Below are 24,858 nucleotides of genomic sequence, written 5' to 3' on the forward strand. Positions count from 1 at the left end.
ATTGGCTCAGGAAATAAAATGCTATTTTGTATGAAATGAAGCAATTTTTGTAAATCAACCTGAAAACGAACAAGACTGTATCACTTGTTTAAGAGAATATAAATATAGAATTACTACTATTTAAGCTATACAAATATAAGAATCAACTGCAAAATGTATTTTCATGTTCTTGGAGACTCTTTTGGAGAGTAAGAGGTTAACATAGAGAAGCCATTGACATGCTACTTGCTATGTCAATGGCTTTCTGTAGTTACTACTAGCACAGTAACTCTATCCGCTATCTTAGTTTTGAACAATGACTAGGTATACGAAGTACTATGGAACCATTGATCTACATATCCACCTGGTTCTGGAGATCTCAGGAAGAGACAGAAACGTGATTTTCTATGTTTCCCATCCACGCCTGCATTTGATCATTTTTTAACAAAAATGTTAATTTACAGAAATAATTTCCCCGGACGTTGCTCCTCAAAAGCTTTTTTGTAGATATTTACAGAGTTCGTCACCGAAAGTTCGTTGGAATTTCGTCCAATATTCATGTAGACTTATATATACAAGTCATTTTAATGAGAGGGGCTACTCAAATCACATGAAAAAACTCATCATGATGTTGGTTGCCGTAATGCTCGTACTCGCTCCGGCTGGAGGATTCATTGATCATGCCGACGCGAAAGGCTATAAGTCCGGGAAAAAATCTTTTAACTCTAATACGGCTCCTACGAATACGCAAACACCTAACAAAGCCGATTCAAATGTAAATGCGACAACAAATAAAGGTACAACAACTCCTGCTGCTACAGCAAGCAAAAGCGGCGGTTTCATGAAAGGTCTCATGATTGGTGGTCTGGCTGGTTTGCTGTTTGGCACGCTGTTCTCTGACATGGGTATCCTGGGCTCCATCCTTGGCTTCATGATCAATTTGATGGCGATCCTCGCTGTGATTATCCTGATCCGCAAAGTGATCGTCTACTTTAAAAACAAGCGTGAGAAGGAACAGGAACTGAACGCATGGAAAAGATAACGTTCTCCGAACAAGATATCATTAACGCGATCTGCATTCACGCAGCCTACAAAAAGCAGGTGAAGCCACAAGACATCTCCGTCGAACTGATGTGGGACGAAGAATACGGCTTTTCTGCTGAAGTGCACTGGGTGGATCGCCAACAAGTCTTCATCGAGATTAATATGATTGAAGCGATTCGCTACTACCTGGAGACCCAGATGCAGCGCAACCCTTATTCCGCCGGTATCGAGCTGGTATTGGACGACGAACAGGGTATCATCGCTCATATCACCTACTAACACTGGATCATCGTTTCTTAACCCAAGGCCAATTTGTTCACGCATGTGAGCAGGTTGGCTTTTTACATATTGAATTTGACCTCATTCCGTTATATACTTTAACTTAGTGAAAATGATTATCATTACTACATTTACTTATACAGGTACATACTTTTAAAAAGGAGTTGGCCCATTGTGGAGCGCTTATACACACAAAAGCTGGACATCGGATACGGTGAGCTTTCCATTGTCAAAGACTTGAATATCAGCATTCCTTCTGGAAAAATCACTGCCCTGGTCGGTGCAAATGGTTCTGGTAAATCGACGATCCTCAAAACCCTCGCGCGGATTATGAAACCAACAGGTGGACAAGTATTTTTGGATGGAAAATCGATCCATCAGCAATCGACCAAGGAAGTCGCCAAGCAGTTGGCGATTTTGCCGCAAAACCCAACCGCACCCGATGGCTTGACTGTGTCTGAGCTCGTTACCTACGGCCGCTTCCCCCATCAAAAAGGCTTCGGCTCTTTGAGCAAGGAAGACAAGGAAATCGTAAACTGGGCCATCTCCATGACCGGCATGGCTGATTTCCACGATCGTCCTGTTGACCAGCTGTCCGGCGGTCAGCGCCAACGCGCCTGGATTGCGATGGCTCTGGCACAAGGAACCGACATCTTGTTCCTCGATGAGCCTACGACCTTCTTGGATATGGCTCACCAGCTAGAAGTACTCAAGCTTCTGCAAAAGCTGAATGACGAAGAAAATCGTACGATCGTCATGGTCGTCCACGATTTGAACCACGCGACCCGTTATGCGCAGCACATGGTTGCGATCTCTCGAGGTACCGTCGTCGCTGAGGGATCACCTGCTGAGGTTATGACGCCTGATATGCTGCGTAAGGTGTTCAACATCGAAGCAGACATCCTGACTGATCCTCGCTCAGGCGTACCGCTCTGCCTCCCTTATGAGCTGTCTCATGCTGCGGAGCAAAAGCAATCAAACGAAAACACTACCCAACCTGTTTACTCGGAAGAGCGCAAGCTGGTTGGAGCCAGATAATTGTTCGTTTCCGCTAGCAAAAGGTGGATCACAAAGTATACAAAAAAACCGGTTCTCACCTCATTTCAAGGTGTAACCGGTTTTTTGCTATCTCTACTGTTTATCTCTCCTCGTTACACGAGCCTAGAAAAATCCTAGCAGTTAGTCACAACTCCGCAATACATATACCCCGTATATGTATGTTACTATTTGTTTGCAAGTACTATATCCCATTTCAAAGGAGAGATCATCATGAAGGTTGCAATCATGCTTTTCGATGGCATCACCGCATTAGATGCAATTGGTCCGTACGATGTATTCGCTGCTACACTGAAATGTGAAGTAAAGTTTGTCGCTAAGAAAAAAGGATTAATCAAGCTTGACTCCAATATGGGTTATTTGCATGCCGATTACAGTTTTTCGGAAGTTACTTCCGCTGATATTCTTGTTGTTCCAGGCTGCAGTCCGCCCAATTATAAAACCCCAATGAATGACGAAGAAACTCTCCAGTGGATTCGCCAAATCCATGAAACGACGAAATGGACTACATCGGTTTGCAATGGCTCTCTGATCTTGAGCGCCGCAGGCTTGTTGCAAGGAGCCGTAGCCACAACTCATTGGGGCTCCTTCGATCTGCTCCAATCGCTTGGAACTACTCCAACAGAGGAAAGAGTCGTTCGTCAGGGCAAAATCGTGACAGCAGCCGGTGTCTCCTCTGGTATCGACATGGCACTCCAATTAGTTGCATGGGAATTGGGAGACGATATGAGTAAAGGAGTCCAGCTTATTTTGGAATACGATCCCCAGCCTCCGTTTGACTCGGGTTCACCAAAGAAAGCACCTACTTTATTGGTAGAACAAATCAGAGGGATGTTACAGGAGTTTGCAAAACGAGAGCCCGAAGTATAAATGAAAAAGGCGACAGCCTGGGGAATGTCTTACTCCCCTCGGCTGTCGCCACTTTCTTTTCTAGCCTCTTACCACTTAACTTCTTTCAGAACTTCTTCTGCCATGCCAGCGGTGGAAACCAATCCGCCACCAGACAGGTACCAGTTAGCAGAATCGAGGTAAATGATGTTGCCAGTTTTGAATGCTTTCGTGTTCTTAATCAGGTCGTTTTCTACAGTTTCCTTTGTAGAAGTAGACACTTCTTTGTTCTTGGAAACCGCGTTGCCACGATCAATTACGAACAGATAGTCTGGATTTTTTTCTGCGATATATTCAAAGGAAACGCTTTGACCATGGTTTTCTACGGAAATGTTTGTATCTACAGGCGTAAATCCGAATTCACCGTGCAGGATACCAAAACGGGAGCCCGCGCCGTAAGCGTTCAGCTTGCCTTCGTTAACCATAACGATCAGCGCATTCTTGCCGCTTGCAGTTGCTTTTGCATTCAATTCCTTGATAGCTGCATCGATTTTGCCCAGCTCTTCTTCTACTTGTGCTTCTTTACCGAAGATGGTACCCAATGTTTTCATGTTCTCTTTGAAGGATTCCATGTACTTCGCATTGTCTACACCCATGAAGATGGTTGGAGCAATTTTGTTCAGTTCTTCATATGCGTCTGATTGACGACCAGAGATGAAGATAACATCTGGTTTCATTGCATTGATTTTTTCAAAGTCTGGCTCTTTCAAACCACCAACGTTTGTGTACTTCGCATCTTTGAACTTTTCCAGGTACGCAGGAATGTTGGAAGACTGTGCAACACCCGCTACTTCGATACCCAATTTGTCCAAGGAATCCAGAACACCGTAGTCAAATGCTACAACGGTTTTTGGATTCTTTTTCAGTTTTGCTTCACCCAATTTATGCTTGATCGTAACTTCTTCGGATGTTTGTGCAGCTTCAGGTGCTTTGTTTGCGTCCGCTGCAGGTGTTGCAGGAGCGGCATTATTGGAGCCGCATGCAGCTGTGAATACAGCCAACAGTACTGCCATAAACAGCATGAGTAATTTTTTGTTCACTTCTCTCACCTCTATATAGAATGTAAAAGTATATAAAATTATTGATAGCTTGCTGATGAAACCTCCGGCAGGCCATCAAAATTTTAACGATAGGAAGTTGGATCTTACGCGAAATAGACGCAAATTTTATTCTCGTCAATGTCTTCGATATGGATATCCATGTCATAGACATCTTTTAGGATCGGTCGTGTGATGATCTCGTCTGTAGTGCCTTCCTTCACGACCTTGCCGTCCTTGAGAGCGACGATATAATCCGAATAGACGGAAGCGAAGTTGATATCGTGAATGACAATGACAACCGTTTTGCCCATTTCGTCTACCAGACGTCGCAGTACTTTCATGATCTGGACGGAATGCTTCATATCCAAATTGTTGAGCGGCTCATCCAAGAGGACGTATTCCGTATTTTGAGCGACAACCATCGCGATGTAAGCGCGTTGACGCTGACCGCCACTCAACTGGTCGAGGTACTTGTGTTGAATGTCCGTAAGCTCCAAATATTGGATCGCTTCGTCTACATACTTCCAATCCTCTTTTGTCAGATTGCCTTGTGAATAAGGGAAGCGTCCAAAGCTAACCAGCTCACGAATCGTCAACCGTACCGTAATGTGGTTCGATTGTTTGAGAATCGAGATTTTCTTTGCCAGCTCACTGCTCTTTGCCTGTCCAATCTCTTGGCCCTCAATGAAAACCTCGCCCTGATCCTTGGTCAATAGGCGACTAATCATCGACAAAAGGGTACTCTTTCCGGCCCCATTGGGTCCGATAAAAGACGTGATTTTCCCCTTGGCAATCTTCACAGAGACATTTTCTACGACATTTTTGCTACCATACTGTTTTGTGACATTCCGGACTTCTATCACGCTTTATTCTCCTTTAACAGAAGATAGATGAAGTAAACCCCACCAATAAAGTTGACAATGACACTGAGCGTTGTGGAGAACGCAAGTACACGCTCCACAATCAACAAACCGCCAACCAGTGCAATCACACTGATTAAAGCCGAGCCCACCAGCAAATATTTATGCTGATAGGTTTTCATAAACTGATGGGCGAGATTCGCTACCAGCAGTCCAAGAAAAGTAATCGGTCCAACGAGTGCTGTCGCGATCGATACGAGAATGGCAATGACGATGAGGAACCGCTTGATGACGAAATCGTACGGAATCCCCAAATTGATCGCCTGATCCCGACCGAGTGATAACACATCCAAGTACTTGATGTATCGCCAGAAGTAAATCATGATTCCGATGACTAGAACAAAGCTCGTGATCAACAGGTCTGTTTTGACATTGTTGAAGCTGGCGAACATTCGGTCTTGCACAACCAAAAACTCATTCGGATCAATCAATACTTGCATGAACGTGGACAAGCTACTGAACAATGTGCCCAAAATCAATCCGATAAGGAGCAGGAAGTAAATGTTTTGTCCTTCCCTCTTAAACAGGAATTTGTAGAGCAAGCCTGCGAAAAGCACCATCCCACCTGTCGAGATCAGAAAGTTCACGTTGTTGTTCATCAAGGTGAAATGGGTGGAGCCAAAAACAAAGATCACAAACGTTTGGATGAACATATAGAGCGAATCGAGGCCGATGATGCTGGGCGTCAAGATTCGGTTGTTCGTTATTGTCTGGAAGATCATCGTAGAGAAGGCGATGATGCAACCGGTTAAAATGATGGCAAGAATTTTCTTAGCCCGCCGAGGAAGGACGTAGTCCCAGTTGCCACCGGCGTCAATCATCATAAAAATGGCTATTAAAGCAATGGCCACAAGCGACAGAGCGCCTATCTTCGCTTTCATTGTTCATATGCCTTTCTTCTCATGAGTAAGTACACGAACATCCCGCTGCCTATTACCCCAACCATCAAGCCGATGGAAATCTCGTATGGGAAGATAATGAGGCGTCCCAGGATATCACAAGCAAGTACAAACACCGCGCCAAGCAAAGCGGTATGAGATAAGCTTTTTTTCAGGTTATCCCCCAGGTAGATTGTAACCAGGTTAGGAATGATCAGCCCCAAAAACGGGATCGTCCCTACCGTGAGAATAACTACCGAAGTCACACAAGCGACGATGACCAGTCCAATGTTGACGACATGCTTGTAGTTCAACCCGAGGTTGATGGCAAACTCTTCTCCCATTCCGGCAATGGTGAACTTGTTCGCATACAAGTAAGCGATAATCACCAGCGGAATGCTTATGTACAAAAGCTCGTAGCTGCCTTTCATAATGGTGGAGAAATCACCATGCAACCAAGCCGACATGTTTTGCATCAGGTCATGCTTATAAGCGAAAAACGTCGTGATAGATCCGACGATGTTTCCAAACATCAGTCCCACTAACGGGATGAAAATAGAGTCTTTAAATTTGATTCTTTCGAGAATCTTCATAAAGACAAAGGTTCCAAGTAGAGCAAACGCGAAAGCAACGAGCAGCCTCACCCAAGAGCTCGCATCAGCGAACACCAAAAGTGAAACCAATATTCCGAATCGAACGGAGTCCTCTGTCCCTGCTGTCGTCGGAGAAACGAACTTGTTTCGGGTCAGCTGTTGCATGATCAATCCGGCGATACTCATGCTGATCCCTGCGATGATAATGCTGATCAAACGCGGAATCCTGCTAATCCATAGCACTTGCACTTTGTCATCTGTGAGATTGAACAGTTCCAACGGAGATATATCTTTCACACCAATAAAAAGTGAAACGAACGAGAGCAAAATAAGTGCTACAACCAAATATCTCTTTTTCATCGCGTCCCTACTCTTCTTACATTTTCCTGGAGTAATGTTCCGTATTGACTCGAGTATTTCCGAAAGAGAATAATTTTCATTAATAAAGAGATTCATTCTCAATTAGAACTACCTTAGCTATATTAGCACTTCTTTATCGGAAGGGAAAGCTTTTTTTCATTAGTCGGCTAATTTTTTCCTCAACCTGTCAAAATACCGACAAGAACAAGAAAACCGCCAGGGCAAAAACCCTGACGGTCCTGATTTATTTGGATGTGTACGAGCCTTTTATGTTTTGAACGGCTCGCTCTCCGCCCCCGTCATTCTCAATTAGCACATTTCCTTCGACAGTATCAATGACCATGTCGCCACTTTGGTCCGATATCTTCACGTCACCCTTATGATTCCGAATAACCATATCGCCGGATTGATCGTGAATCTCTACATTTCCACCCGTATTTTCCATGAAGATATCACCTGAATCGTCCTCGATCAGCTTGAGGGCGGACGCGTCCTTGATCAGGATGTCACCGGACTGGTCACGAATCTCTACCTCTCCGTTCGTATTCGTCAATCGAATATCACCGGAGTCATCCTCAATCGTGATCTTTCCTGTCAAATTCGTCATGTCAATATCTCCTGATCCATCGGTAAGAGCTATCGGCAGCTGGGCAGGAACTGTTACCGTTAGCGTTATATCCACATAGTTAAAACCAATATCCGTGTTCATTTCGGATCGTAGTGTTGCGTTATTCCCATCCTTCTCGAGTGTAATGATGATGTCTTCGGGTTTGACATTTTTCGATTGGATATCAGCCTCTACATGAATCACGGTTGCTTTTTCATCACCTTTGACGATCAAATCGCCTGAATCTGTAAAAATATTCAACGCCTCGATGGACTCCGCAGGTAATTCAAGCTGTCTCTTTTCTTCTTCCACCTTGATCACGTTATTGCTGATCGTGCATCCGGCCAAGCTGATTCCCACAGCGATTAACCCTACTCCTATCCATTGTTTCATCTGTTTCATCTGTTTCATCTGTTTCATCTGTTTCATCTGTTTCATCTGTTTCCCCTCGATACTGGTTATTTTTACAAAATAAGTTCTATATGTATCGTAGCAAAAACAGTGTATAAGAGAAATCAGGCTACAGCGTTGTTCTTTGGTCAGTCTGCAGACGGATATTCCATTGTAGAGATCGCGTCTTTTCCCTACACTGCAAGTAAGAATATTTCCCCAATCGAACCGCCGCGGAGGATAAAACAATGGACTTGAATCGAATTCAACTTGTGACGGATGCTTCTCCGTGCTTTTCCCTTGTTCCGGAAGCCGGATGGCTTCAGTTAGGACGAGGCCGAATAGCTGCTATTCGCCGCGAAACCCTCCAGGAAAGGCTTTTTCTCGGTGATTGGTGAGTAAGTTATCGTGATTCTCCTGACAAACCAGATTGCTTTTGCTAACCCACATGCATTACTCTTCTGGAAAACAAAACAAACGACTCCAGTTTCATTACGGGCTGGAATTCGTTTGTTTTTTCGTATGCTCGCCCATGATTTTTTATGATCAAATGATTGCGACATTTTTCTTTTCAATGTTATGGTAAAAGTAGACTACTCACTTACTAAGAATAACTAACCGGCTCAAACAGGAGGTTTTATGGCTCGTATACTGATAGCAGACGACTCCCTTGTAGTACGAGATTACATGAAAATCATTTTGGAACGGGCGGGCCATCAAGTCATTGCAGAAGCAACGAATGGATTGGACGCCTATCAAAAGTATACGGCCCACCTCCCCGACGTGGTGACGATGGATATTAATATGCCAGGAATGAATGGCATAGATACCGTCAAAAAAATCATCGGCACCTTCCCCGACGCCAACATCATTATGGTTAGCACCAACGGACTAAGGCCGCTCGTTTTTGAAGCGATCAACGCTGGAGCGCGCCATTATATTTTAAAACCGATCGATGAAGAACGACTTTTGGCTTCCATTTCGAATTCTCTGTAGTCGATCCAACAAAAAAACTGAGGCACTGTCGCCTCAGTTTTTCTATGAGTCTAGCGAAGTTCTTCCAGCGGAATTCGGAAGGTAAAACGGGTGCCTTCTCCTTTTTGGGCATGAACCTGAAGGGTTCCTCCCAACTGTTCAACCTCTTGTTGGACAATGGACAAGCCAATTCCTCTACCCGATACGAGACTTGCATGCTCTTGTACCGTGACATGCTCAGCTAACGCCAGCTTTAGCTTTTCCATATCTCCGCCCCGTCCATCATCACGAATCGTGACGCACAGGAAGGTATCCTCTTGCCAAATACGGCATTGAATCTTGCCACTGCGTTCTTTTCCGCACGCCAATCGTTCTTGCTCTTCTTCCATTCCATGATCGATCGCATTGTTGAATACGTGAACCAGACTCCTCGCAAAATTCTCGAATCGCTCCGGATCGACCAGTACTTCTTCTGCATCCCATTCAACTGGATCGATGGTCTTATTCAGACGGATGGCGAGCTCACTTACATAGTCTTCATACTGGGACAACATGTCCTTCATAGGACGATAGCGAAGTTTGCGGATGCGGTGGAGCAGCTCCTGCTGAGCTTCCCCCTGTACCAGACTGGTGATCTCATGCTCGAAGCTCTCCCATCGCTCTTTTGCAATGGTGTACATATGCTCGTTATGATCCAGGAACCCGATCCCGAGCTTGTGCTGCATGATGGACAAATCTTGTTGCATCACAGCTTGAACCTCAGCAAATGACTGCTGGGCGCGCACATCCTCTTCGGACAGGCGTTCTTCAGACTTTGCCCATTGAATCAACCACGACTCCAAATCATGCAGCTTTTGCGGCGTATGAATCAAATGTAATTGGCTGAAGTCACCTTTAAACTGATGAATCTGAGCGACCAATTTGAATAATTTCTCGGATTCCGCAATCTCTTCTCCGAGGACCAGTTTCCACCCTTCCTCAAAGAAAGCGTCAAAAGCTCGCAGTACCTTTTGGAAGAGTGAGCGACTAATCGCTACAGTTACGACCATATTCAGCCTTTGCCATTCTCGCTGCATTTTCGATTCGAGCGCCCGCTGCTCACTCATATCGGTCAAAATCAGCATCAAGCCCTCTGGCGAATCTCGCCGATCTTCATAAATCGGCTTACATGCAAGCTTCAACGGCATTTGATTGATCTGAATTTCCGTAGGAAATAGACTGAGATACAGCTCTTTTTGCCCTTGGTCTTTTGCTTCAAAGTACTTTTCCAAAAGGGATTCAATAAACACGCTGTCCTCTGGACGATCTGGGTACAGCAGCTCTGCAACCGATAACCCAGCCAGTTCTCTGCCAAAAATCCGTAGACATTCCCGACTGTATTCTGAATGGACCAGCAGGTTTTTGGAAAAAGAGAGGAAGCCTTGTCCCGCATTGTTTAACAGATTTTTATTCGCCTGCAAAAGGGCCTGGATCTCATTGGTACGCTCTGTCACGATCTTTTCCAACGATTGATTCCATTGCTCCAGTTGATGATACAGTCTCGCATTTTCAATAAAGATCGCAATTTGCGAGAAGATCAGTCTGAGCGGCTCTGAGCGTTTTTCGTTGAACACATGTGTCGTCTCGTTGTTCTCCAAATAAATGACACCGATCATTTTTCCTTGCTGCCATAGCGGGGAACATAGAATCGATTTCGGCGTGTGCTTCGCGATGTACGTATCGCGGAAAAAGACGCCTTCAACCGAAGCGTTGTGGAGCACCAGCATCTCTTCTGTACGGATAGTGTAATTCACGACAGCGACAGAGAGCATCCCGCTATGCTCATACGGGACGGACTGCATAATCTCCACGTCCAAATCGACAGAGCCTGCCGCTTCGATGAGCCAGTCTCCCTCTTTTTTCAGCAGGAGGATTCCTTTCTCCGCACCTGCATTGCTCATCACCGTGCGCAGCATCGTCGCCAACAGCATTTCCAGGCGGAGCTCGCTGGCAATCGTTTGCGACGCCTTGATGACACTCATCAAATCGACGAGATCTGCTGTCTGGTCAGTCGTGGCAATCTCGGCAGAAGCCCCCAAGCTCCTTGCCCGTTGCAAAAGATAAGGGTACCGTTCCCCAATCTCTCGTGCCTTGGCGACCGCTCCCCAAAGCATATAAACCTCGTGCGCCTCGGTCATGTATACTTTCGCAATCGTTTCGAGTCCCAGCGCCAAGTAATGCTTGGCGGCCAATTCATTTGCCAGCGCCTCGTTTTGCAAGAAAACATCCTTCTTGGCGAGTTGAACCGCCTGCTCATAAAAAGGATCTGCTTCTTGTTTGTTCTCTGTGACACGCAGCCACTCAGCATGCATCAGCAACCACTTGTGCTGAAAATTTTCCGGGCATTCCTTTGCCCATGCCTTCATCTTGTTGATATTGGCTTTGATTTTTTTCCCATACTTCGATTTTTCCTGTCGACTGGCATTCTCATAGAGCCCCGTCAATGCCAATGTCTGCATAAAAACATGCTGACTGACTAGAACTTGTCCACTGACTGATTCCATCCATTGCTCAGCTTCAGCCAGTAGCTCGGCAGCCTCCATATGGTTCCCGTACATGAGATGAACCATCGATTTGTAGTAATAGTACATATACCGCTTGTAGCTGTTACCTTCTTTTTGCAGGTTACTTACATATGCCACTTCGTCGAATCCATCACGGCAAAACGCCGTTCGTTCATCGTCTGTCCAGCGTGTAAAAGCATGCAGCGCTTGGCGCAATAACAGGAGCCGATCATCGTGATCGACGACCTTGATTTGTTGAATCATATCGCTGTATTCTTCGATTTGCTGCTCCAATTCTTCCACTGGCACACCGCAATAGAGCATGGCCTCCAAAAGCCCATGGGCATTGTAGGCAGCATAAATATTGCCGCCACCGTCCAAGCCGAGCTGAATCGCTTTTTTCAGGAGAGGAATATTCGTCCGCGCATGCTCGCACCAGTGATTGATCAATAGAGCAAACGCGCCATACGCCTTCGTCATGGCGATCGGATCAGCGAAGCTGTCTGCTACACGGCAAGCCAATTGTCCAAATTCGTAAGCCTCTCGATATTTTCCGAATTGACCAGCTTGAACGATCCCGTAACCGGTATAACCGTTCGCCGAGGCGACCGCGTTTCCGTGCACAAGCGACAAATGAAGGGCACGCAAAATCGTTAAAGCAAACCAATTGAGATTGACATAGTAAGCAGATGGCCCGGCGTAGCTGATGATGCTCATCGCCATCTGATAATTCTCATCGGGAACATCCGGCAAATACAACAACTCATCTATTTTTCGGCCTTTGAGGTGGCGTTTGATGTAAAACAGTTCCTTAATGATATCGAACTTGCCAGGCTTTTTCGGAATCGGTACGCCCAATAGCCCCAAGGCTTCGCTTGCGATCTCCATGACACGCGGAAATTCAGCCAGTCGCGTATACATGCGAATTTCCATTTCCAAAATTCGTACTCGTTCTCTGTCTGTTTTGGCATGCTGCATTCCGCGTTCAAACAATTGTTTTGCCTCATCCAATTGGTTGCAGAGATAAGTCGTCTCCGCAGACAACGCACACAGCTCCATGGTCAGATCATGATTGCGCTGCCAGCCCTCCTCCCCGACCAGCTCGAGACCGCGTTGGAAGTACTGCAAGGCTGACTCAAATGCCGCAGAGGATTTCGCTTTTTGACCGGCGAGCAAATGACAGTGCGCTACATGAACGCGCTCCGCATGATCCTCCAATATATCCTTGCCCCGATACATATGATCGCAAATTTCGAACAGGTAGCTAGATTCGCTCCCTTGGGACATGTCCCACATCATCCTGCCCAGCTTGACGTGAATCTGTCCGAGCTCCTTCTCTGCTAACAAGGAGTAAGCCGCCTGTTGAATTCGATCATGCACAAAGCGGAAACGAATCTTCATCTGAGACGCCACTTCTTCTTCCACGAGCGCAGCGTATGTCAGATATTCGGCTCCTTCAATTGGATAGATGAGACCTTCCTCAATCGCAGGCCATATATGCTGAATAGCTTCTGACTCCGTTTGATTACGTGACCTGGCTATCAAATGAAGCATAAACGAGTTACCCAGACAAGCAGCATAAACGAGCTGCTGCTGTGTGGAATCAGGCAATCTTCTCACTTTTTCCACGAGAAAATCGGCCACATTTTCTGTTGTACCCAACTTTTCGATTTCTGCCAAATCCCATTGCCAGTTCCGCTCTTCTCTCACATACGACAATAAGTTCCGATCATACAGCGTCTTAATGAATTCTCTTACATAAAACGGATTCCCAGCTGTTTTCTGCATAATACTCGTAGCCAGCGACCTCGTCATGTCCGGATCACTATGCAACGTATCTGCTAACAACGCGTTGAATTCAGATTCTCGGAGCGGCAATAACGTGAATTGGCGCAGAATGCGGCTCTTGATGCCCGTCTCTGTCAAAATGGCAATCAACGGATTCATCGTACTGCCATCATGCTCACGATAAGCGCCAATCAACAGAAAATGACTGATCTGCATATCCGCAACCAACTCTCGAATCAGGAAAAGCGAGGAAGAATCCGCCCACTGCAAATCATCCAGGAACAAGACGAGTGGATGGTCTGGTCGCGCCCAAATTCGAATAAAGCGTTGCATCACCCATTGAAAGCGATTTTTTGCTTCTGCTGCAGGCAGCTCAGGTACGGCAGGCTGTTTGTCGATCACTGCCTCAAGCTGTGGAATGACATCCACGATCACTTGACCAAGTCCTTGCATGGCGTCGAGTATCATCTCTCGCCAAGCGAGCAACTCGCGTTCGTGGCCTACCAAGAGCTGCTTGATCAAATCCTGAAAGATTTGAATGATAGCCGAATACGGTACGGCTTGATTATATTGGTCGAACTTTCCTGAAACAAAACGTCCCCGGCCTCTCAAAAACGCTTTTTGCGCTTCCAGCACGAGAGCAGATTTACCAACGCCTGCAGAGCCACTGAGGAGAACCATCCTCGTAGCGCCGTTCGTAACTTGATCAAAAGTATCGATGAGCATCTGGATTTCCTGCTCACGTCCATAGAGTCTCTCCGGAATCCGCAAGTGATCAGCACGGTCTTCTAAAGCAAGCGGAAAAAGCGTAATCAAACCGTTTTGTTCAAGCTGGTCGTAGCAGCGCTGTAGGTCTGCCTGTAAGCCAGCCATGCTAAAGTAGCGATCCTCTGTATTTTTTGACAGACACTTCATCACAATGTCCGATAGAATCTCTGGAACGGATGGTTTTACACTGGAGGGAGCGAGCGGCTTTCTCGCCATATGAGCATGTATGAGCTCAAGCATGTCCGAAGTTAAAAAGGGCAGCTTTCCAGTCAACAACTCGTAGATCGTGACACCAAAAGAATAAATGTCGGAGCGGTAATCGACCGTGCGATTCATTCTCCCCGTCTGCTCCGGCGAGACGTAGCGAAGATTCCCCTTCCATTCTTTTGGATTGATCACGCTTTGGTATTCTTGGTGGCATTTAGACGCCAACCCAAAGCTAACAAGCTTTACCTCATAGGTTTCAGGATGAACCAGAATATGATCGGGATTTATATCCTTATGAATGATTCCGTGCTGATGGATTTCCTTTAAGCAGGAAGCCATTCGGACCGCAATGAAGAGCATCTCCTTCAGTGACAGTCCTTTCATTTTCATAAGCAAGGAGAGCGGCACTCCCCCGAAATCTCCCGTAATCATTACCGTCTCACGGTTGTGATTAACGAGTTCGATGATCGTTTCCACTGCATTGGATTCCAATGATTGAAGAATGCGATATTCATGCTTCAGTTTCCACAGAGATTCCTTATGGGAAGGTCCTTCCATCGGTACTTTGAATAAGACAGGGAGATTGTCGTTATTCCTGTAACCCCGATAAATTCCCATTTTTGAATGAGTGGAAAGAAACTCTGCCACCCTATAACCTGGAACCACGATCATGCCGCTCATACTATCCACTCCATCTTTAGGTAGAACATCCTATCTTTTTAATTGTTGCCCCGGAACAAATAATCTATATTTAATCTATATTCTGTCTTAATATAATCTCTTTATACTATTTTTCAAGGAGGTATAGTTTTGTCAAATTTAAGTCGAAGTGTAAGTAACCCGCACAATAAAGAAGTAGTTACCTTTTTGAAGACAACAGAAGAAACGAATGGTGAATATTTGTTATTCCGTACCGATCTTCCACCGGATAACGGGATTTTTCTACACTATCATACAAAACTTGTCGAAACCTTTGAAGGTGTAATTGGAAATTTAGAGGTAACGATTGATGGAAAAAAAGTAAACCTGAAGCCGGGAGAGAAGCTAACCATTCCGACAGACAAGGTTCATGGGTTCCACAACCCCTCTAACGAATTTGTCAGCTTTGATGTCGAAATCCGTCCGGCTGGTACTTTTGAAGCGTTTGTCCGTTGCGGATACGGGCTCGATACAGACGGGCGTAGTTTTTATTTGCCGATCCTCAAGCAAAATATCCCGAAAAATATTCTCCTCTTGGGAACGATCTTTCAGATGGGGCAGTTTTACCTCCCAATCATTCCGCGCTTCCTGCAAAAAGGCATGTTCGATGTGTTCGCTATGCTCGCTCGTTGGACAGACTCAGATAAATCCCTGGAAAAATACTACAAATCCTCTCCAACTGCACCAATCTCCCATACCGGAATCGAGCAAACAACGCAAAAGACGTTGCAAGGATAAAAGAGAAAGACACCATAGGGATTACTCCAGCTTGGTGTCCTCCACGCTTCTTATATCCACACATTCCAATCTGGACACGATGTTTTACGTGTAAGATAATGTACCACTTCACCTTATCAGAGCGTGAAGCTGCTCTTCCACGTTATTTTGGCACATGCCTCCATGATAACAAATGATACTAGTAATTTCCAAGTTCTCGAACTTTTTCAATGAGTTTACTGCCATTTCCATATCGAGAGTGGTTTGCGGAATCGGTCCTCGTAATGCTTCGTTCATATACACCATAGCATCGCCTGCTATCAATGTCTTGCTATCTTGTACATATAGGCTGATATGCCCCGGCGTATGTCCAGGGGTATGAATGATGCGAATTCCTCCACAATACGGCAGAATTTCTGTATCGGCTAGTGTCTTGTGCACCATTGCCTTTGGTGGATTTTCGCAAAGCCATTGCAAATGCTCGCGTTCCTTTTCAGGCAACATCGCAAGTATTGGGGCCATGCTTTGGGCGTTTGTTTTGAGGAGAGGGCGTGTGCCTTCGATGTACGGCTGATCTAGCTCATGCGCGTATACTTCAACCTGTCCGCCAAGCTCACGAACGATTTCTGGAAGACTGCCAATATGATCAAGGTCCTGATGTGTCAAAATGATCGCTTGTAAACGTTCAGGTGGTATGCCAGCACGGAGCATCTCCTGACGAATAGTCTCCCATGAACCAGGCATTCCGGTATCTACTAATACCGCTCGATCATCATCCCAAAGCAAGGTAGGATAGATCACCATCGGCTTGCCAAATGCCTCTCCTTGCAACGGAATCATTTTCACACCTGTGTTAGCTTTCATTTCCTATTCCTCCTCACACCATTTCATCGCACAACTACTTTTTTATCACGGAGCGAGGAGTTGTTTCAACAGAAAAATATTTTATTATATCATAAATAAAAATATTTGTCAATATATTTTTAAGGCATCTTCTTGTACAACAAAGACCCCCGAAATACGCGGTCGCTCCTACCAGAACAGACCGCGTTAACGTTTTATTAACTTAAGGTGTCGTTGTCTGAACAGGCTGACCGCCCGTGGTTGCATCTTGGCTTCGCTCCCCAAGAATGCCACGGACAGGTTGGATGTCAGGCTCGTCCACCATCAACCGATAAACCGGCACAAACACAGCAGGAGGGCGGATCGGTTCAGGCTGCGTTTCAGGTGGCTGCACGTGCGTACTCGTATCTCCCCAAACCATATAGCCTCCCCACGCTCCGGCACCTAGCAAGACAACCACGCTGGATATCACCGTAGCTTTGTGCCGAAACAGCTTCACGAACGGATTGGCTGTTTCGCTGCGTACTTCCTCCAAAAGCTTGCGGAAATCAGCATTTCGGATCGCATACCACCGTTTTCGCCATTCTTTATCCCGCAATCTCTTGCCTTTCTCCTCAAGGAAAAATGCCTTCAACGCTTGTCTGTATGCAGGTAGCAAGTACTTTCCTTCGAAAAACATCCGCTGGCTCATCGTCCATTGGATAAAGGACAGTGTTACGGCTTCCCCACCATTTTGCTGAACATACTCCAGCAATTCTGCAAACTGGAAGCCTTCTTGACCAAAATGATCTTCCCGGTAAAAGACCAGCGGCACCTGCGGGAACTCGTCAGCCTGGAGCGGTTTACTCAACATATTCTGGATCATTCTTTGCTGCACGGAAATCGCTTCCCGATCCCATTTCCGGAAGAATTCTGCTGGGTGTGGCGTGCTTCTCTCTTCATGCAGCTTCGCCAGATTCATGAGCATCTCTTGCTTGTTGCGACTCTCCATATCCAGCGTTCCGAAAAAGCTCTGTGGCTTCTCCTCCAATAGGGCGATGAGAACTTGGAAATCATCCTTGGATAGCGTGTCTAGCGTGACAAGCTTCATCAAGGATTTGTCCAGCTCATCCAACAGCTCATCAGCATAGCTGCGTGCCCCATCGATGCTTTCAAAGAACTGGTGGATGGTAATAGCGGCAGCGAGCTTTTGACGTTCACGCGCAAATAAGCGCAGAACTTTTTCCGTCGTGGTAGAAACAAAGACGGCATTGCGCATGGCTTGCGGTTCTGTTTCTGTCCAAAACCGGATTTCCTTTAGCATCTGATCCAAACTGGTCACAGCGGATACCCGCTCGGTCATATAATCCTCAAAGAGTGGCTTCACTAACTGTGGATAGCCGAAAATCGTCCGCATCATGAAGCCAAACAGCTCTCGGTTGCTGGACAAATGCTTGTACACCTCTGCCACATAGCTGCTCTGTCTTGAGGTCTTGGCCTTCATCAACACGTCCATCAGGAAGCGAATCAAATCCATTTGCAGGCGTTCCTGCCTCGTGACGCGGTACGATTCAATCATTTGCTTGATCGTCTCGCCGTCAGGCAGCTGTTTGGACGAAAGCGCCTCTACCTCGATCCGCATCAGCATTTCCTGAAGCTCGATCAGCCGTTTCTTGCGAGTCAGGCTGCTGTGCCCCAAATAGCTGTTCAGCGCCTGCCAAACGCCCGCCCGCTTGTTCTCATACACGGACGTTCGTCCCTTTTCAATTAAATACAGTGCACACAGCGCATAGTAGGTGCGAATGTTCAAGGCCAGTGCGTGGTCTGCTCCAGCCAGCACTTCCTCACAAAATTCGTGGAATGCATCCAGAATCCGTGGCTCATTCACATACTCCCAAGCAAAGTCGAGGTATTCGTGTCCTCCGTCCTGCAAATCGACGTTCTGAACGCGACCAAGGGAAAAGTCGAACAAATAGTCTTTGTCGCTGTGTCCCCCGCCTGGCCGTATGCTTCCTTTTTCCACAAACGTGACATGGATATGCTTCTTGCTCTGCGGCTCGTTGCTAAACGTGAGAAACCCAAAATGTCTGCGCATCTCATAAGGCAGACAACTGTACAAAATCTCTAGCAATTGAGCAGCACTCTTGGATGCAGCACTGACGTCCACATCCAGGCTGATGAATACCTTCTTTTTCGTTGCGAGCGAGGACATCACCGCAAAGAGGAGCTGTTTGAATAGACGTTCATCGACACCCAATTGCCCAAGCAGCTGTTTGTGGTCTTGCGACAAGCCTTTTTCTGAAGGGATGTCATCGACTGTAGGAAGCTCCTTGCCCACTGCATCATCGTGGCGATCTGCAAAAGAGCGCACTCCGAAGATCTTCCTCGGATTCTTGATAAACTCGTCCCGGCGCTCTACTGGAATGACATAGTTGTGGCTGAAAAACGTATTGCGCTGCCCAGTAAAGTCTGCCCCGACAAATACACTTCTGCCGAGGACCATCTCCCCAGATTCGGCCTGGAAGCTGACAAGCGCCTCGGGAAAGAGCGCCAGATTGCTTTCCGCTCGCTCTTGAAGCTGTCGCGGCGCATCGTACACGCAAAACGGATGGAGTGCCTTTTTAATGAATTGGTTATCCAGCCCTGGCGTTTTGGCGACAGTATCGTATCCTTCGTTCGAACGGAAAACCCCTTGTCGCCCGCGGGTGTAGTACTGCTGCAAAATGGGCTGACGGTTGCTCACTACCGCTCCCTCCCCTCGATGTAATCAAGCTGGTGCATCAACCAAATAAACGGTTCATCAACGCGAATCGGCGTCACGACACCACTCACCCTTTGATTGACTGGATTGCTCCCCAGCGCAGATACAGCGAAATAGGCCGTATTCGTAAAGTAAACATCCAACGCGTCTTTAAACGGTCTGTCCACCTTTTCGATGAATCGGCGGATTTCCCCATCGATGTTCTCAAATTCAGTCGTATTCAAATATTGTTCATGGACGAAATTGCGGAAAACGTTGCTGTTCGATTTGATGTATTCACTGTCGTCTTCCTTGATCAGATGCAGCATGTCGCTCTTCGTCAACACGACAGCAGTCGGGATATGCGTCTTGCTCTGCTCCTGATAGCCGATGAAGTTCTCAAACAGCGTAATGACGACCTCGCGCGGCTCATCGTATCTCGCGGTGAATTCCCCTGGTTCATCCCCTGCTTGCAGCATGACCCGATCGCGAATCGTCTTGATTTGCAACGGATCGACCAGAAACAGGATGCCCGATGAGTTTTTCACATGCGCCGCATACAGCTCCAAATACTCGCGGTCAACCATGCCCTCGCCTGCTACGTCGAAAAACACCAGGATTAACGGTGCCTTGTCGCTATCCTTGAAAATGAACTGGAAGATGAACGGCTCCTGACGCTTTTCTTTTTGCGTGGAATCAAGCAGCTGTCCGCGTTCAAACAAGGGTGCCTCGTAGTTCTCCCGGAACTTGCGGCTAATCTGCGCATTGAGCGGCATACACGCTGCATCGAAGTGATTCGCAGTCGTGTTCTGCAAGGTATGAATCAGCGAGGTCATGTAAACGGACTTACCTACTTGAGACGCCCCGACAATCGAAATAATATTGCTCGGCGCTTTGCCCGCTGTAATCGGCAGCTCGTTGTGGCATTTCGGACATAATCTTCGCTTGGAAACCATGCCATACCGGTCTGTCACACCTGCCAGCACGTTATCGACGTACAAATGGTTTTCCGACGGGATGGATTCCGGATCGATCACCGCTTCCAGCTCGTCGATGGCATCCAGTCCGAATTTATCCCGATACGCATTGAGAATCTCATCCTCCTGCAACGCGTAGTCTTCGTCGTCCTGACGATGATGCGTGGCACGAAAGACAACCTCGTCCGGCCCGTATTTGGCGAAGCAGTACGGGCAGACAATATCGTAAAAAGGAAGCCGTTCCTTGACCTGCGGCTTCTTCTCAAACATGTTTTTCAAAAACGACAGCATGGCGCATCCCCTCCTATTCAGGAATCAGTTCGTACATTTCTCCGTATTTTTTCCCATCCGTAAAAAACAGGCGGACGACGTCTTTTTTCCTGACCTCGATCTCCGGCATCAGATTGACACCGGGCTCGAGATCGCGAATGAAATTGTATCGGGTACCATCATCCTTGTGGGCGGGAGGAGAGCCTTCTTTTTTTACGTAGCAGAGTACGTCCCGAGCAATCGGAATCTCTGAAAAAATGCGAATCTGCAACGATTGATGTTTGCTGAACCAGCTTCCGCCCCGTTTGAACGAGTAGTAGATTTTCGCTTTTCCGGTACTGACATGGATCACATAGGCATCCCCGTCTGGCATGAGCAGGATCGGCTTGCCATTTTCCAATCGGCAAGGAAAGATGCGGTATGTGTACCTGCCGATGCCGTCTGTTTTTTCCCGCAGCCCTTTGTGAACCTTGTATTCCTCTCGGGTATACAGCTTGAACTGACGATCATCCAGCTCGTTTACGTCAAAAGGGGCGCCAAACTGCGACTTGTGCACGTACACGCACGGAATATCCTGCGCCCAATGCCAATTGAGCACGTATTCGCTCCCTTGATGCTGGCAGGTGACGTCCTTGATGAAGGTTTCTGTTGTTTCCTCCCGATTAATCATGATTCATCATGCTCCCTTTACAGATCAAACCGTTTGCTGCTCTGGTTCCCGGCGTCCAAGGCACGGGGGCTTTGTCTCGAGTTCAGTCTGCGCTTTGCAAAAGACGATCCGCCACTCGTGGAAGCTGGCACAAAAAGAGTGAACAATGTCAGGATAACTGCGAGCAAGGAGCACGCTAGCAAACGTACAACCATATCGAGCAAGTCGATCGACGACAGCCCCATTTCCAAAACAAGTCCAGCTAACAATCCAGATACCGCCCCACCAATCGTGAAGCTCTTGGCCAGATGGCGATTGTCAAAAATCAGACCTAGAGCCAAGCCGAGCAAAGCACCGATGATCAGCACACTGACCACACGGGTAATCGCGTAAAACATGCTTTCCTCTGTCGCTCCTGTCCGCTCGGAAACGATATTGCGGTCTGTTCGGCTCATATCGTAAATCTGACCAAAGATTCCTGTCATTTGATCAGCGTGTTCGACATTAAAGTAGCTGCCGCCAGTCTCAGTAGCGATCTTTTGAAGCAGCGCTGTTCCGTCTGCATCGATTTGACTCATGCCCACGGTATGGACAATCACTTGGTTTTGCCTATAGGGTGCAAGTGCGGCAGGAACATCCAGATCACTATAACCGTCTGACATCAACACTACCGTACTGTTCGCCATTTGATTGGCCTGCATCTGGTCCAGTCCCGCTTGCAGTGCCAGATCGATCCGGGTGCCTCCATCCGTTCGCGGATATTGGAGCAGCTTCTTCACAATCTCATCCTTCACAGACTGGCTACTCAGCTCGGTGAGAGGTTGCAGCACATTCGTTTGATCGTGAAACGTAACCACCGCGATGTTCATGTCACTGTCCATGCGCTGCACCATGTCGGCAGCTGCCTTGAACAATTGGTTATCCGGGTCAGACGACTGCATGCTGCCTGACGTATCCAGAACCATGACAATATTGTTAGCTCCACTGGCCTGTTGGAACGATGACCCGTACAGCAGTTGAAGCAAGAGCGCCACTACGCCCACCATCAAAAACGTACTGGGCACGAGCATTTTCCAGGAAAAGCCCAGATAGCGCTGCTTCCAGCCATCTCCATTCAGTCGTGGCGAGATCATTTCCGCAATGAGGCACATCAGTCCTACGAAAAAGGCATATTGACCAAAATAAAGTCCCATTAACAACCATTGCGGTATTTCTCCGGACAGTTTGGCGAGCATGACTTCCCCGACCAAAAATCCGATCACGCCACCTACCAGACTACACACTAACATGAGCAAGCTTACCCTTCTCTGACTCATGACGTCTCATCTCCTTCCACACGGCGAAAGACAAACCCGCTGTCCTCATAGGAAGCATGGTATTTCTTGTTATTGCGGTAAAACATTAAGTCCTCCATGCCGAATCCACCCATCAGGTTCATTTTTTCTATCCCGCTTTTTTGTTCCTCGTGGATGCAGCCCAGCTTGTAAGTCCGTGTGTTCTCATCCTTGTGTAGCGCATACTGGACGAAGTCGTTGTGAATATCTGCAAAGAAGTACTTCTCCTCATAGCGATGCTTTTGCAAGAAATGGAACACTTCGATGTGAACCGCTGCCCGCTCTTCCAGAACCATTGCCAGATCGAGGAACAAATCCCCCTTCGTCAGCACGGTTCGGTTATCGTAAGCAGCCCCGACGTTGGCACGCGCAAGCAGCTCCGCCTCAAAAGATAAAGCAAATGGCGCACGCGTGAGAATCTCGTTCCGACAAAACTGACAAAGCCGCTCCACGAGTCCGGCGAGTCGATTCCCGCTGAGCAGAGCACCGCTGCCGATATACCGTTGCTCCATGTAAAAATCACTGCCGCGTGAAGCTTCCAATGACCGGATCGTTTCATGGACGACAGATTCGTAATATTCGTCTACGTTTTTGCCCAAGTAGTCAGTCGCTTCTCGAACACTCGTCTGGGCGATTTCCCGTAGCTGCTTATGCAAGGCTTCCAGTTGTTCGACTTGCTCACCTAACTGCCGGTGAATCTGCTCTGCCTGTTTCTCATAGCTCACAAGGATCGAGAGCATCATCTCCCAATCCAATAGCTCCAGCTTTTTCCCATAAACAGCGTCCAACAAATGACGAATGAAGGTCCGCACCCGCTCCTTATCCCGTGTGAAAAACCCTCCTACGCGAATGTCCTGCCGATCCACTCGCTCTTGGTAGAGGTCGACCATCTCGGCTTTAATCTGTTCAACCTGTCGAGATGTCTCGCGAATTCCAGTGCGCAGCTCATCCAGCAGGTTTGCTCCATTGGCGTGTTCGGCTGTGAGATAGTAAGCCGCATACAGCCCAAGCCGTTCATCCTCGATGATTGCTTTCTGAATCGTATCAGCCAAGGACTCCTGAGACAGCATGTGCTCCAGACGTTTACGCGCCCCAGAAACGACATTCGCCTCAAAAAAGGCTTGGCTGCTGCCATCAAACAAAGCCAGCTCCGCTTCGCGTATATTCATGCTGCAAAGCTCGCTGTAGCTGATGCCAGAGGTCATGAGCCCCGTCATTTCTTCCAGGATGTGATCCTCAGGGAGAATGCCAGCCAATTTTCGCTGCAAATCATGCGCAGTCAATCCGAGCTTTTCTCTCGCTTTTGTTTTCGGCAACACCTCGCCGTCCTGGAGTCGCTCCCAATAGCGGTCAAATACTGCGGATAGCACCGTCAACGCAATCGCATGAGTCGGTCGCTTCACTTTGGATAGACCTGCCGACGCAAACTTGGTCTGCCCGTGATCGACCGTGATACTGCGCATAAATTGCAGCTTGTTATAGCCCTCGTTGCTTTCATGGAACTCTGACTCTACCTTTTTGTTGTTCAAAAGCACCAGCTTGCTGATCAGCTCGTAATTTTCCTGCATACCGCCTTCGATAAACAAGCCATGCTCGGTCTTGTCACTCAATAAATACGCCAATGAGAATAACGGGGCAGGTGCATGCTCCACAGGCAGCTTGACGAGGTCCTCTGTCACTAGCAAATTGGCACGATAGCTGTAGTCGCTCCGCTGATAGCGAGTGACCTCTTCCAAAAAGCTGACCGAGAGCGCCGTCGAGAATCCGAATGCTTCCCCGTTGTTCTTTTCCTGAAGCAGGACGTACAGATCGACTGATACGTTTTTAAACAGCTCGTTGAGGTAGCCCTTGAGTAGCAGCGTCAGCTCTGGCAAAAGGATCGTGGCAGGGTCATCTGCCCTTGCCACGACCGCTATATTGACTTGCTGAAAAGCAGTGAATAACTTGCCCATTTCCGCTACCCGCACGCTTGCCAGCTTCATCACCTTGTTCAATTCCATGGTGACAGCTTCATCGAGTAAAAAACGCTCGTGGATCGATGTACGCATCTTTTTCTTGTCGGCATCTGCCTGCGGCAAGCGGCAGCCGATTACTTGCGGATGCTCCCACGTTTTGTCCTGATACGCATGGACATAAAGAACACCGTGCCCATTTTGCCAGTTGTGTTCGTTGTGGGCCTGAACAGCTTGCAGTGCCTCCACGCTCTTATCCCCGAGAAACAGGAAGAGCACGGGGTTTTGAATGCTTCGCTGTCCGTTTCCGCTATCCAGTTGTCTTTCCAGTTCCGTAACGTATTGGGTCGCGAACTCTCCAATCAAATCCCGCATGCTTCCTC

The 24,858-nt window shown here is 47.3% G+C and carries 19 protein-coding genes; 7 read left to right on the top strand and 12 right to left on the bottom strand.

Features of this window, described 5'->3' with window-relative positions; translation table 11 throughout:
• The first annotated feature begins 589 nt into the window (after positions 1-589).
• From C7R93_RS08485 to C7R93_RS08500, 4 genes are all read left to right on the top strand, one after another.
• Complete coding sequence (locus C7R93_RS08485) at positions 590-1,021, top strand: hypothetical protein (RefSeq protein WP_106838416.1); 432 nt, start codon at positions 590-592, stop codon at positions 1,019-1,021.
• Positions 1,009-1,302 carry a YxcD family protein gene (locus C7R93_RS08490; protein ID WP_106838417.1) on the top strand — a complete coding sequence of 98 codons (294 nt, stop codon included), beginning with the start codon at positions 1,009-1,011 and terminating at the stop codon, positions 1,300-1,302. Before C7R93_RS08485 ends, C7R93_RS08490 begins: the two co-directional genes overlap by 13 nt.
• Positions 1,303-1,476: 174 nt before the next feature.
• On the top strand, positions 1,477-2,340 hold the full coding sequence (locus tag C7R93_RS08495) for an ABC transporter ATP-binding protein (RefSeq protein WP_106838418.1): 864 nt from the start codon (positions 1,477-1,479) through the stop codon (positions 2,338-2,340).
• Positions 2,341-2,571: 231 nt separating this feature from the next.
• Positions 2,572-3,228, top strand: a complete 657-nt coding sequence (locus C7R93_RS08500; protein ID WP_106838419.1) for a DJ-1/PfpI family protein — start codon at positions 2,572-2,574, stop codon at positions 3,226-3,228.
• 68 nt (positions 3,229-3,296) lie between these two features.
• Here the strand turns inward: C7R93_RS08500 and C7R93_RS08505 are convergent, their stop codons facing one another.
• From C7R93_RS08505 to C7R93_RS08525, 5 genes are all read right to left on the bottom strand, one after another.
• On the bottom strand, positions 3,297-4,286 hold the full coding sequence (locus C7R93_RS08505; RefSeq protein ID WP_106838420.1) for a siderophore ABC transporter substrate-binding protein: 990 nt from the start codon (positions 4,284-4,286) through the stop codon (positions 3,297-3,299).
• 104 nt (positions 4,287-4,390) lie between these two features.
• Positions 4,391-5,149 carry an iron ABC transporter ATP-binding protein gene (locus C7R93_RS08510; RefSeq protein WP_106838421.1) on the bottom strand — a complete coding sequence of 253 codons (759 nt, stop codon included), beginning with the start codon at positions 5,147-5,149 and terminating at the stop codon, positions 4,391-4,393.
• Positions 5,146-6,087: an iron chelate uptake ABC transporter family permease subunit gene (locus C7R93_RS08515; RefSeq protein WP_106838422.1), complete on the bottom strand. Its 942-nt coding sequence runs from the start codon at positions 6,085-6,087 to the stop codon at positions 5,146-5,148. The genes C7R93_RS08510 and C7R93_RS08515 overlap by 4 nt, the downstream gene beginning before the upstream one ends.
• Positions 6,084-7,037, bottom strand: coding sequence for an ABC transporter permease (locus C7R93_RS08520; protein WP_106838423.1), 954 nt, complete (start codon positions 7,035-7,037; stop codon positions 6,084-6,086). The genes C7R93_RS08515 and C7R93_RS08520 overlap by 4 nt, the downstream gene beginning before the upstream one ends.
• Positions 7,038-7,281: 244 nt before the next feature.
• Positions 7,282-8,082 carry a DUF4097 family beta strand repeat-containing protein gene (locus tag C7R93_RS08525; RefSeq protein ID WP_244191478.1) on the bottom strand — a complete coding sequence of 267 codons (801 nt, stop codon included), beginning with the start codon at positions 8,080-8,082 and terminating at the stop codon, positions 7,282-7,284.
• 200 nt (positions 8,083-8,282) lie between these two features.
• Here C7R93_RS08525 and C7R93_RS30580 point away from each other — a divergent pair, with 200 nt between their 5' ends.
• Positions 8,283-8,432: a hypothetical protein gene (locus C7R93_RS30580; protein ID WP_244191479.1), complete on the top strand. Its 150-nt coding sequence runs from the start codon at positions 8,283-8,285 to the stop codon at positions 8,430-8,432.
• A 241-nt stretch (positions 8,433-8,673) separates the two neighbouring features.
• Positions 8,674-9,030 carry a response regulator gene (locus tag C7R93_RS08535; RefSeq protein ID WP_106838424.1) on the top strand — a complete coding sequence of 119 codons (357 nt, stop codon included), beginning with the start codon at positions 8,674-8,676 and terminating at the stop codon, positions 9,028-9,030.
• Between the two features lie 50 nt (positions 9,031-9,080).
• On the opposite strand, the gene C7R93_RS08540 is transcribed toward C7R93_RS08535, so the two are convergent.
• Positions 9,081-14,996, bottom strand: a complete 5,916-nt coding sequence (locus C7R93_RS08540) for an AAA family ATPase (RefSeq protein WP_106838425.1) — start codon at positions 14,994-14,996, stop codon at positions 9,081-9,083.
• A gap of 129 nt (positions 14,997-15,125) precedes the next feature.
• Between C7R93_RS08540 and C7R93_RS08545 the strand changes: the two genes are divergently transcribed.
• Positions 15,126-15,752: a cupin domain-containing protein gene (locus C7R93_RS08545; RefSeq protein WP_106838426.1), complete on the top strand. Its 627-nt coding sequence runs from the start codon at positions 15,126-15,128 to the stop codon at positions 15,750-15,752.
• A 108-nt stretch (positions 15,753-15,860) separates the two neighbouring features.
• Here C7R93_RS08545 and C7R93_RS08550 read toward each other — a convergent pair whose 3' ends face one another.
• The 6 genes from C7R93_RS08550 to C7R93_RS08575 all read right to left on the bottom strand — a co-directional run bounded on the left by C7R93_RS08550 (position 15,861) and on the right by C7R93_RS08575 (position 24,850).
• The gene (locus C7R93_RS08550; protein WP_106838427.1) at positions 15,861-16,595 is read right to left on the bottom strand and encodes an MBL fold metallo-hydrolase; all 735 of its coding nucleotides are present in this window, start codon (positions 16,593-16,595) and stop codon (positions 15,861-15,863) included.
• A 202-nt stretch (positions 16,596-16,797) separates the two neighbouring features.
• A complete protein-coding gene (locus tag C7R93_RS08555) occupies positions 16,798-19,296 on the bottom strand; it encodes a GAP1-N2 domain-containing protein (RefSeq protein WP_106838428.1) in 2,499 nt (832 codons plus the stop codon).
• Complete coding sequence (locus C7R93_RS08560) at positions 19,296-20,561, bottom strand: TRAFAC clade GTPase domain-containing protein (RefSeq protein ID WP_106838429.1); 1,266 nt, start codon at positions 20,559-20,561, stop codon at positions 19,296-19,298. The genes C7R93_RS08555 and C7R93_RS08560 overlap by 1 nt, the downstream gene beginning before the upstream one ends.
• Before the next feature lie 13 nt (positions 20,562-20,574).
• A complete protein-coding gene (locus C7R93_RS08565) occupies positions 20,575-21,210 on the bottom strand; it encodes a beta-mannanase (RefSeq protein ID WP_106838430.1) in 636 nt (211 codons plus the stop codon).
• 17 nt (positions 21,211-21,227) lie between these two features.
• Complete coding sequence (locus C7R93_RS08570) at positions 21,228-22,505, bottom strand: vWA domain-containing protein (RefSeq protein WP_106838431.1); 1,278 nt, start codon at positions 22,503-22,505, stop codon at positions 21,228-21,230.
• Positions 22,502-24,850, bottom strand: a complete 2,349-nt coding sequence (locus tag C7R93_RS08575; RefSeq protein ID WP_106838432.1) for a hypothetical protein — start codon at positions 24,848-24,850, stop codon at positions 22,502-22,504. Before C7R93_RS08575 ends, C7R93_RS08570 begins: the two co-directional genes overlap by 4 nt.
• Between the last annotated feature and the right edge of the window lie 8 nt (positions 24,851-24,858).

The organism is Brevibacillus fortis, assembly GCF_003013395.1.
Classification (GTDB): Bacteria; Bacillota; Bacilli; order Brevibacillales; family Brevibacillaceae; genus Brevibacillus; species Brevibacillus fortis.

Bases quoted from the DNA above. Each gene is read 5' to 3' on its own strand.
- C7R93_RS08485 (WP_106838416.1), top strand. From the start codon at position 590: ATGAAAAAACTCATCATGATGTTGGTTGCCGTAATGCTCGTACTCGCT.
- C7R93_RS08490 (WP_106838417.1), top strand. From the start codon at position 1,009: ATGGAAAAGATAACGTTCTCCGAACAAGATATCATTAACGCGATCTGC.
- C7R93_RS08500 (WP_106838419.1), top strand. From the start codon at position 2,572: ATGAAGGTTGCAATCATGCTTTTCGATGGCATCACCGCATTAGATGCA.
- C7R93_RS08515 (WP_106838422.1), bottom strand. From the start codon at position 6,087: ATGAAAGCGAAGATAGGCGCTCTGTCGCTTGTGGCCATTGCTTTAATA.
- C7R93_RS08520 (WP_106838423.1), bottom strand. From the start codon at position 7,037: ATGAAAAAGAGATATTTGGTTGTAGCACTTATTTTGCTCTCGTTCGTT.
- C7R93_RS08525 (WP_244191478.1), bottom strand. From the start codon at position 8,082: ATGAAACAGATGAAACAGATGAAACAGATGAAACAGATGAAACAGATG.
- C7R93_RS30580 (WP_244191479.1), top strand. From the start codon at position 8,283: ATGGACTTGAATCGAATTCAACTTGTGACGGATGCTTCTCCGTGCTTT.
- C7R93_RS08535 (WP_106838424.1), top strand. From the start codon at position 8,674: ATGGCTCGTATACTGATAGCAGACGACTCCCTTGTAGTACGAGATTAC.
- C7R93_RS08540 (WP_106838425.1), bottom strand. From the start codon at position 14,996: ATGAGCGGCATGATCGTGGTTCCAGGTTATAGGGTGGCAGAGTTTCTT.
- C7R93_RS08550 (WP_106838427.1), bottom strand. From the start codon at position 16,595: ATGAAAGCTAACACAGGTGTGAAAATGATTCCGTTGCAAGGAGAGGCA.
- C7R93_RS08560 (WP_106838429.1), bottom strand. From the start codon at position 20,561: ATGCTGTCGTTTTTGAAAAACATGTTTGAGAAGAAGCCGCAGGTCAAG.
- C7R93_RS08565 (WP_106838430.1), bottom strand. From the start codon at position 21,210: ATGATTAATCGGGAGGAAACAACAGAAACCTTCATCAAGGACGTCACC.
- C7R93_RS08570 (WP_106838431.1), bottom strand. From the start codon at position 22,505: ATGAGTCAGAGAAGGGTAAGCTTGCTCATGTTAGTGTGTAGTCTGGTA.
- C7R93_RS08575 (WP_106838432.1), bottom strand. From the start codon at position 24,850: ATGCGGGATTTGATTGGAGAGTTCGCGACCCAATACGTTACGGAACTG.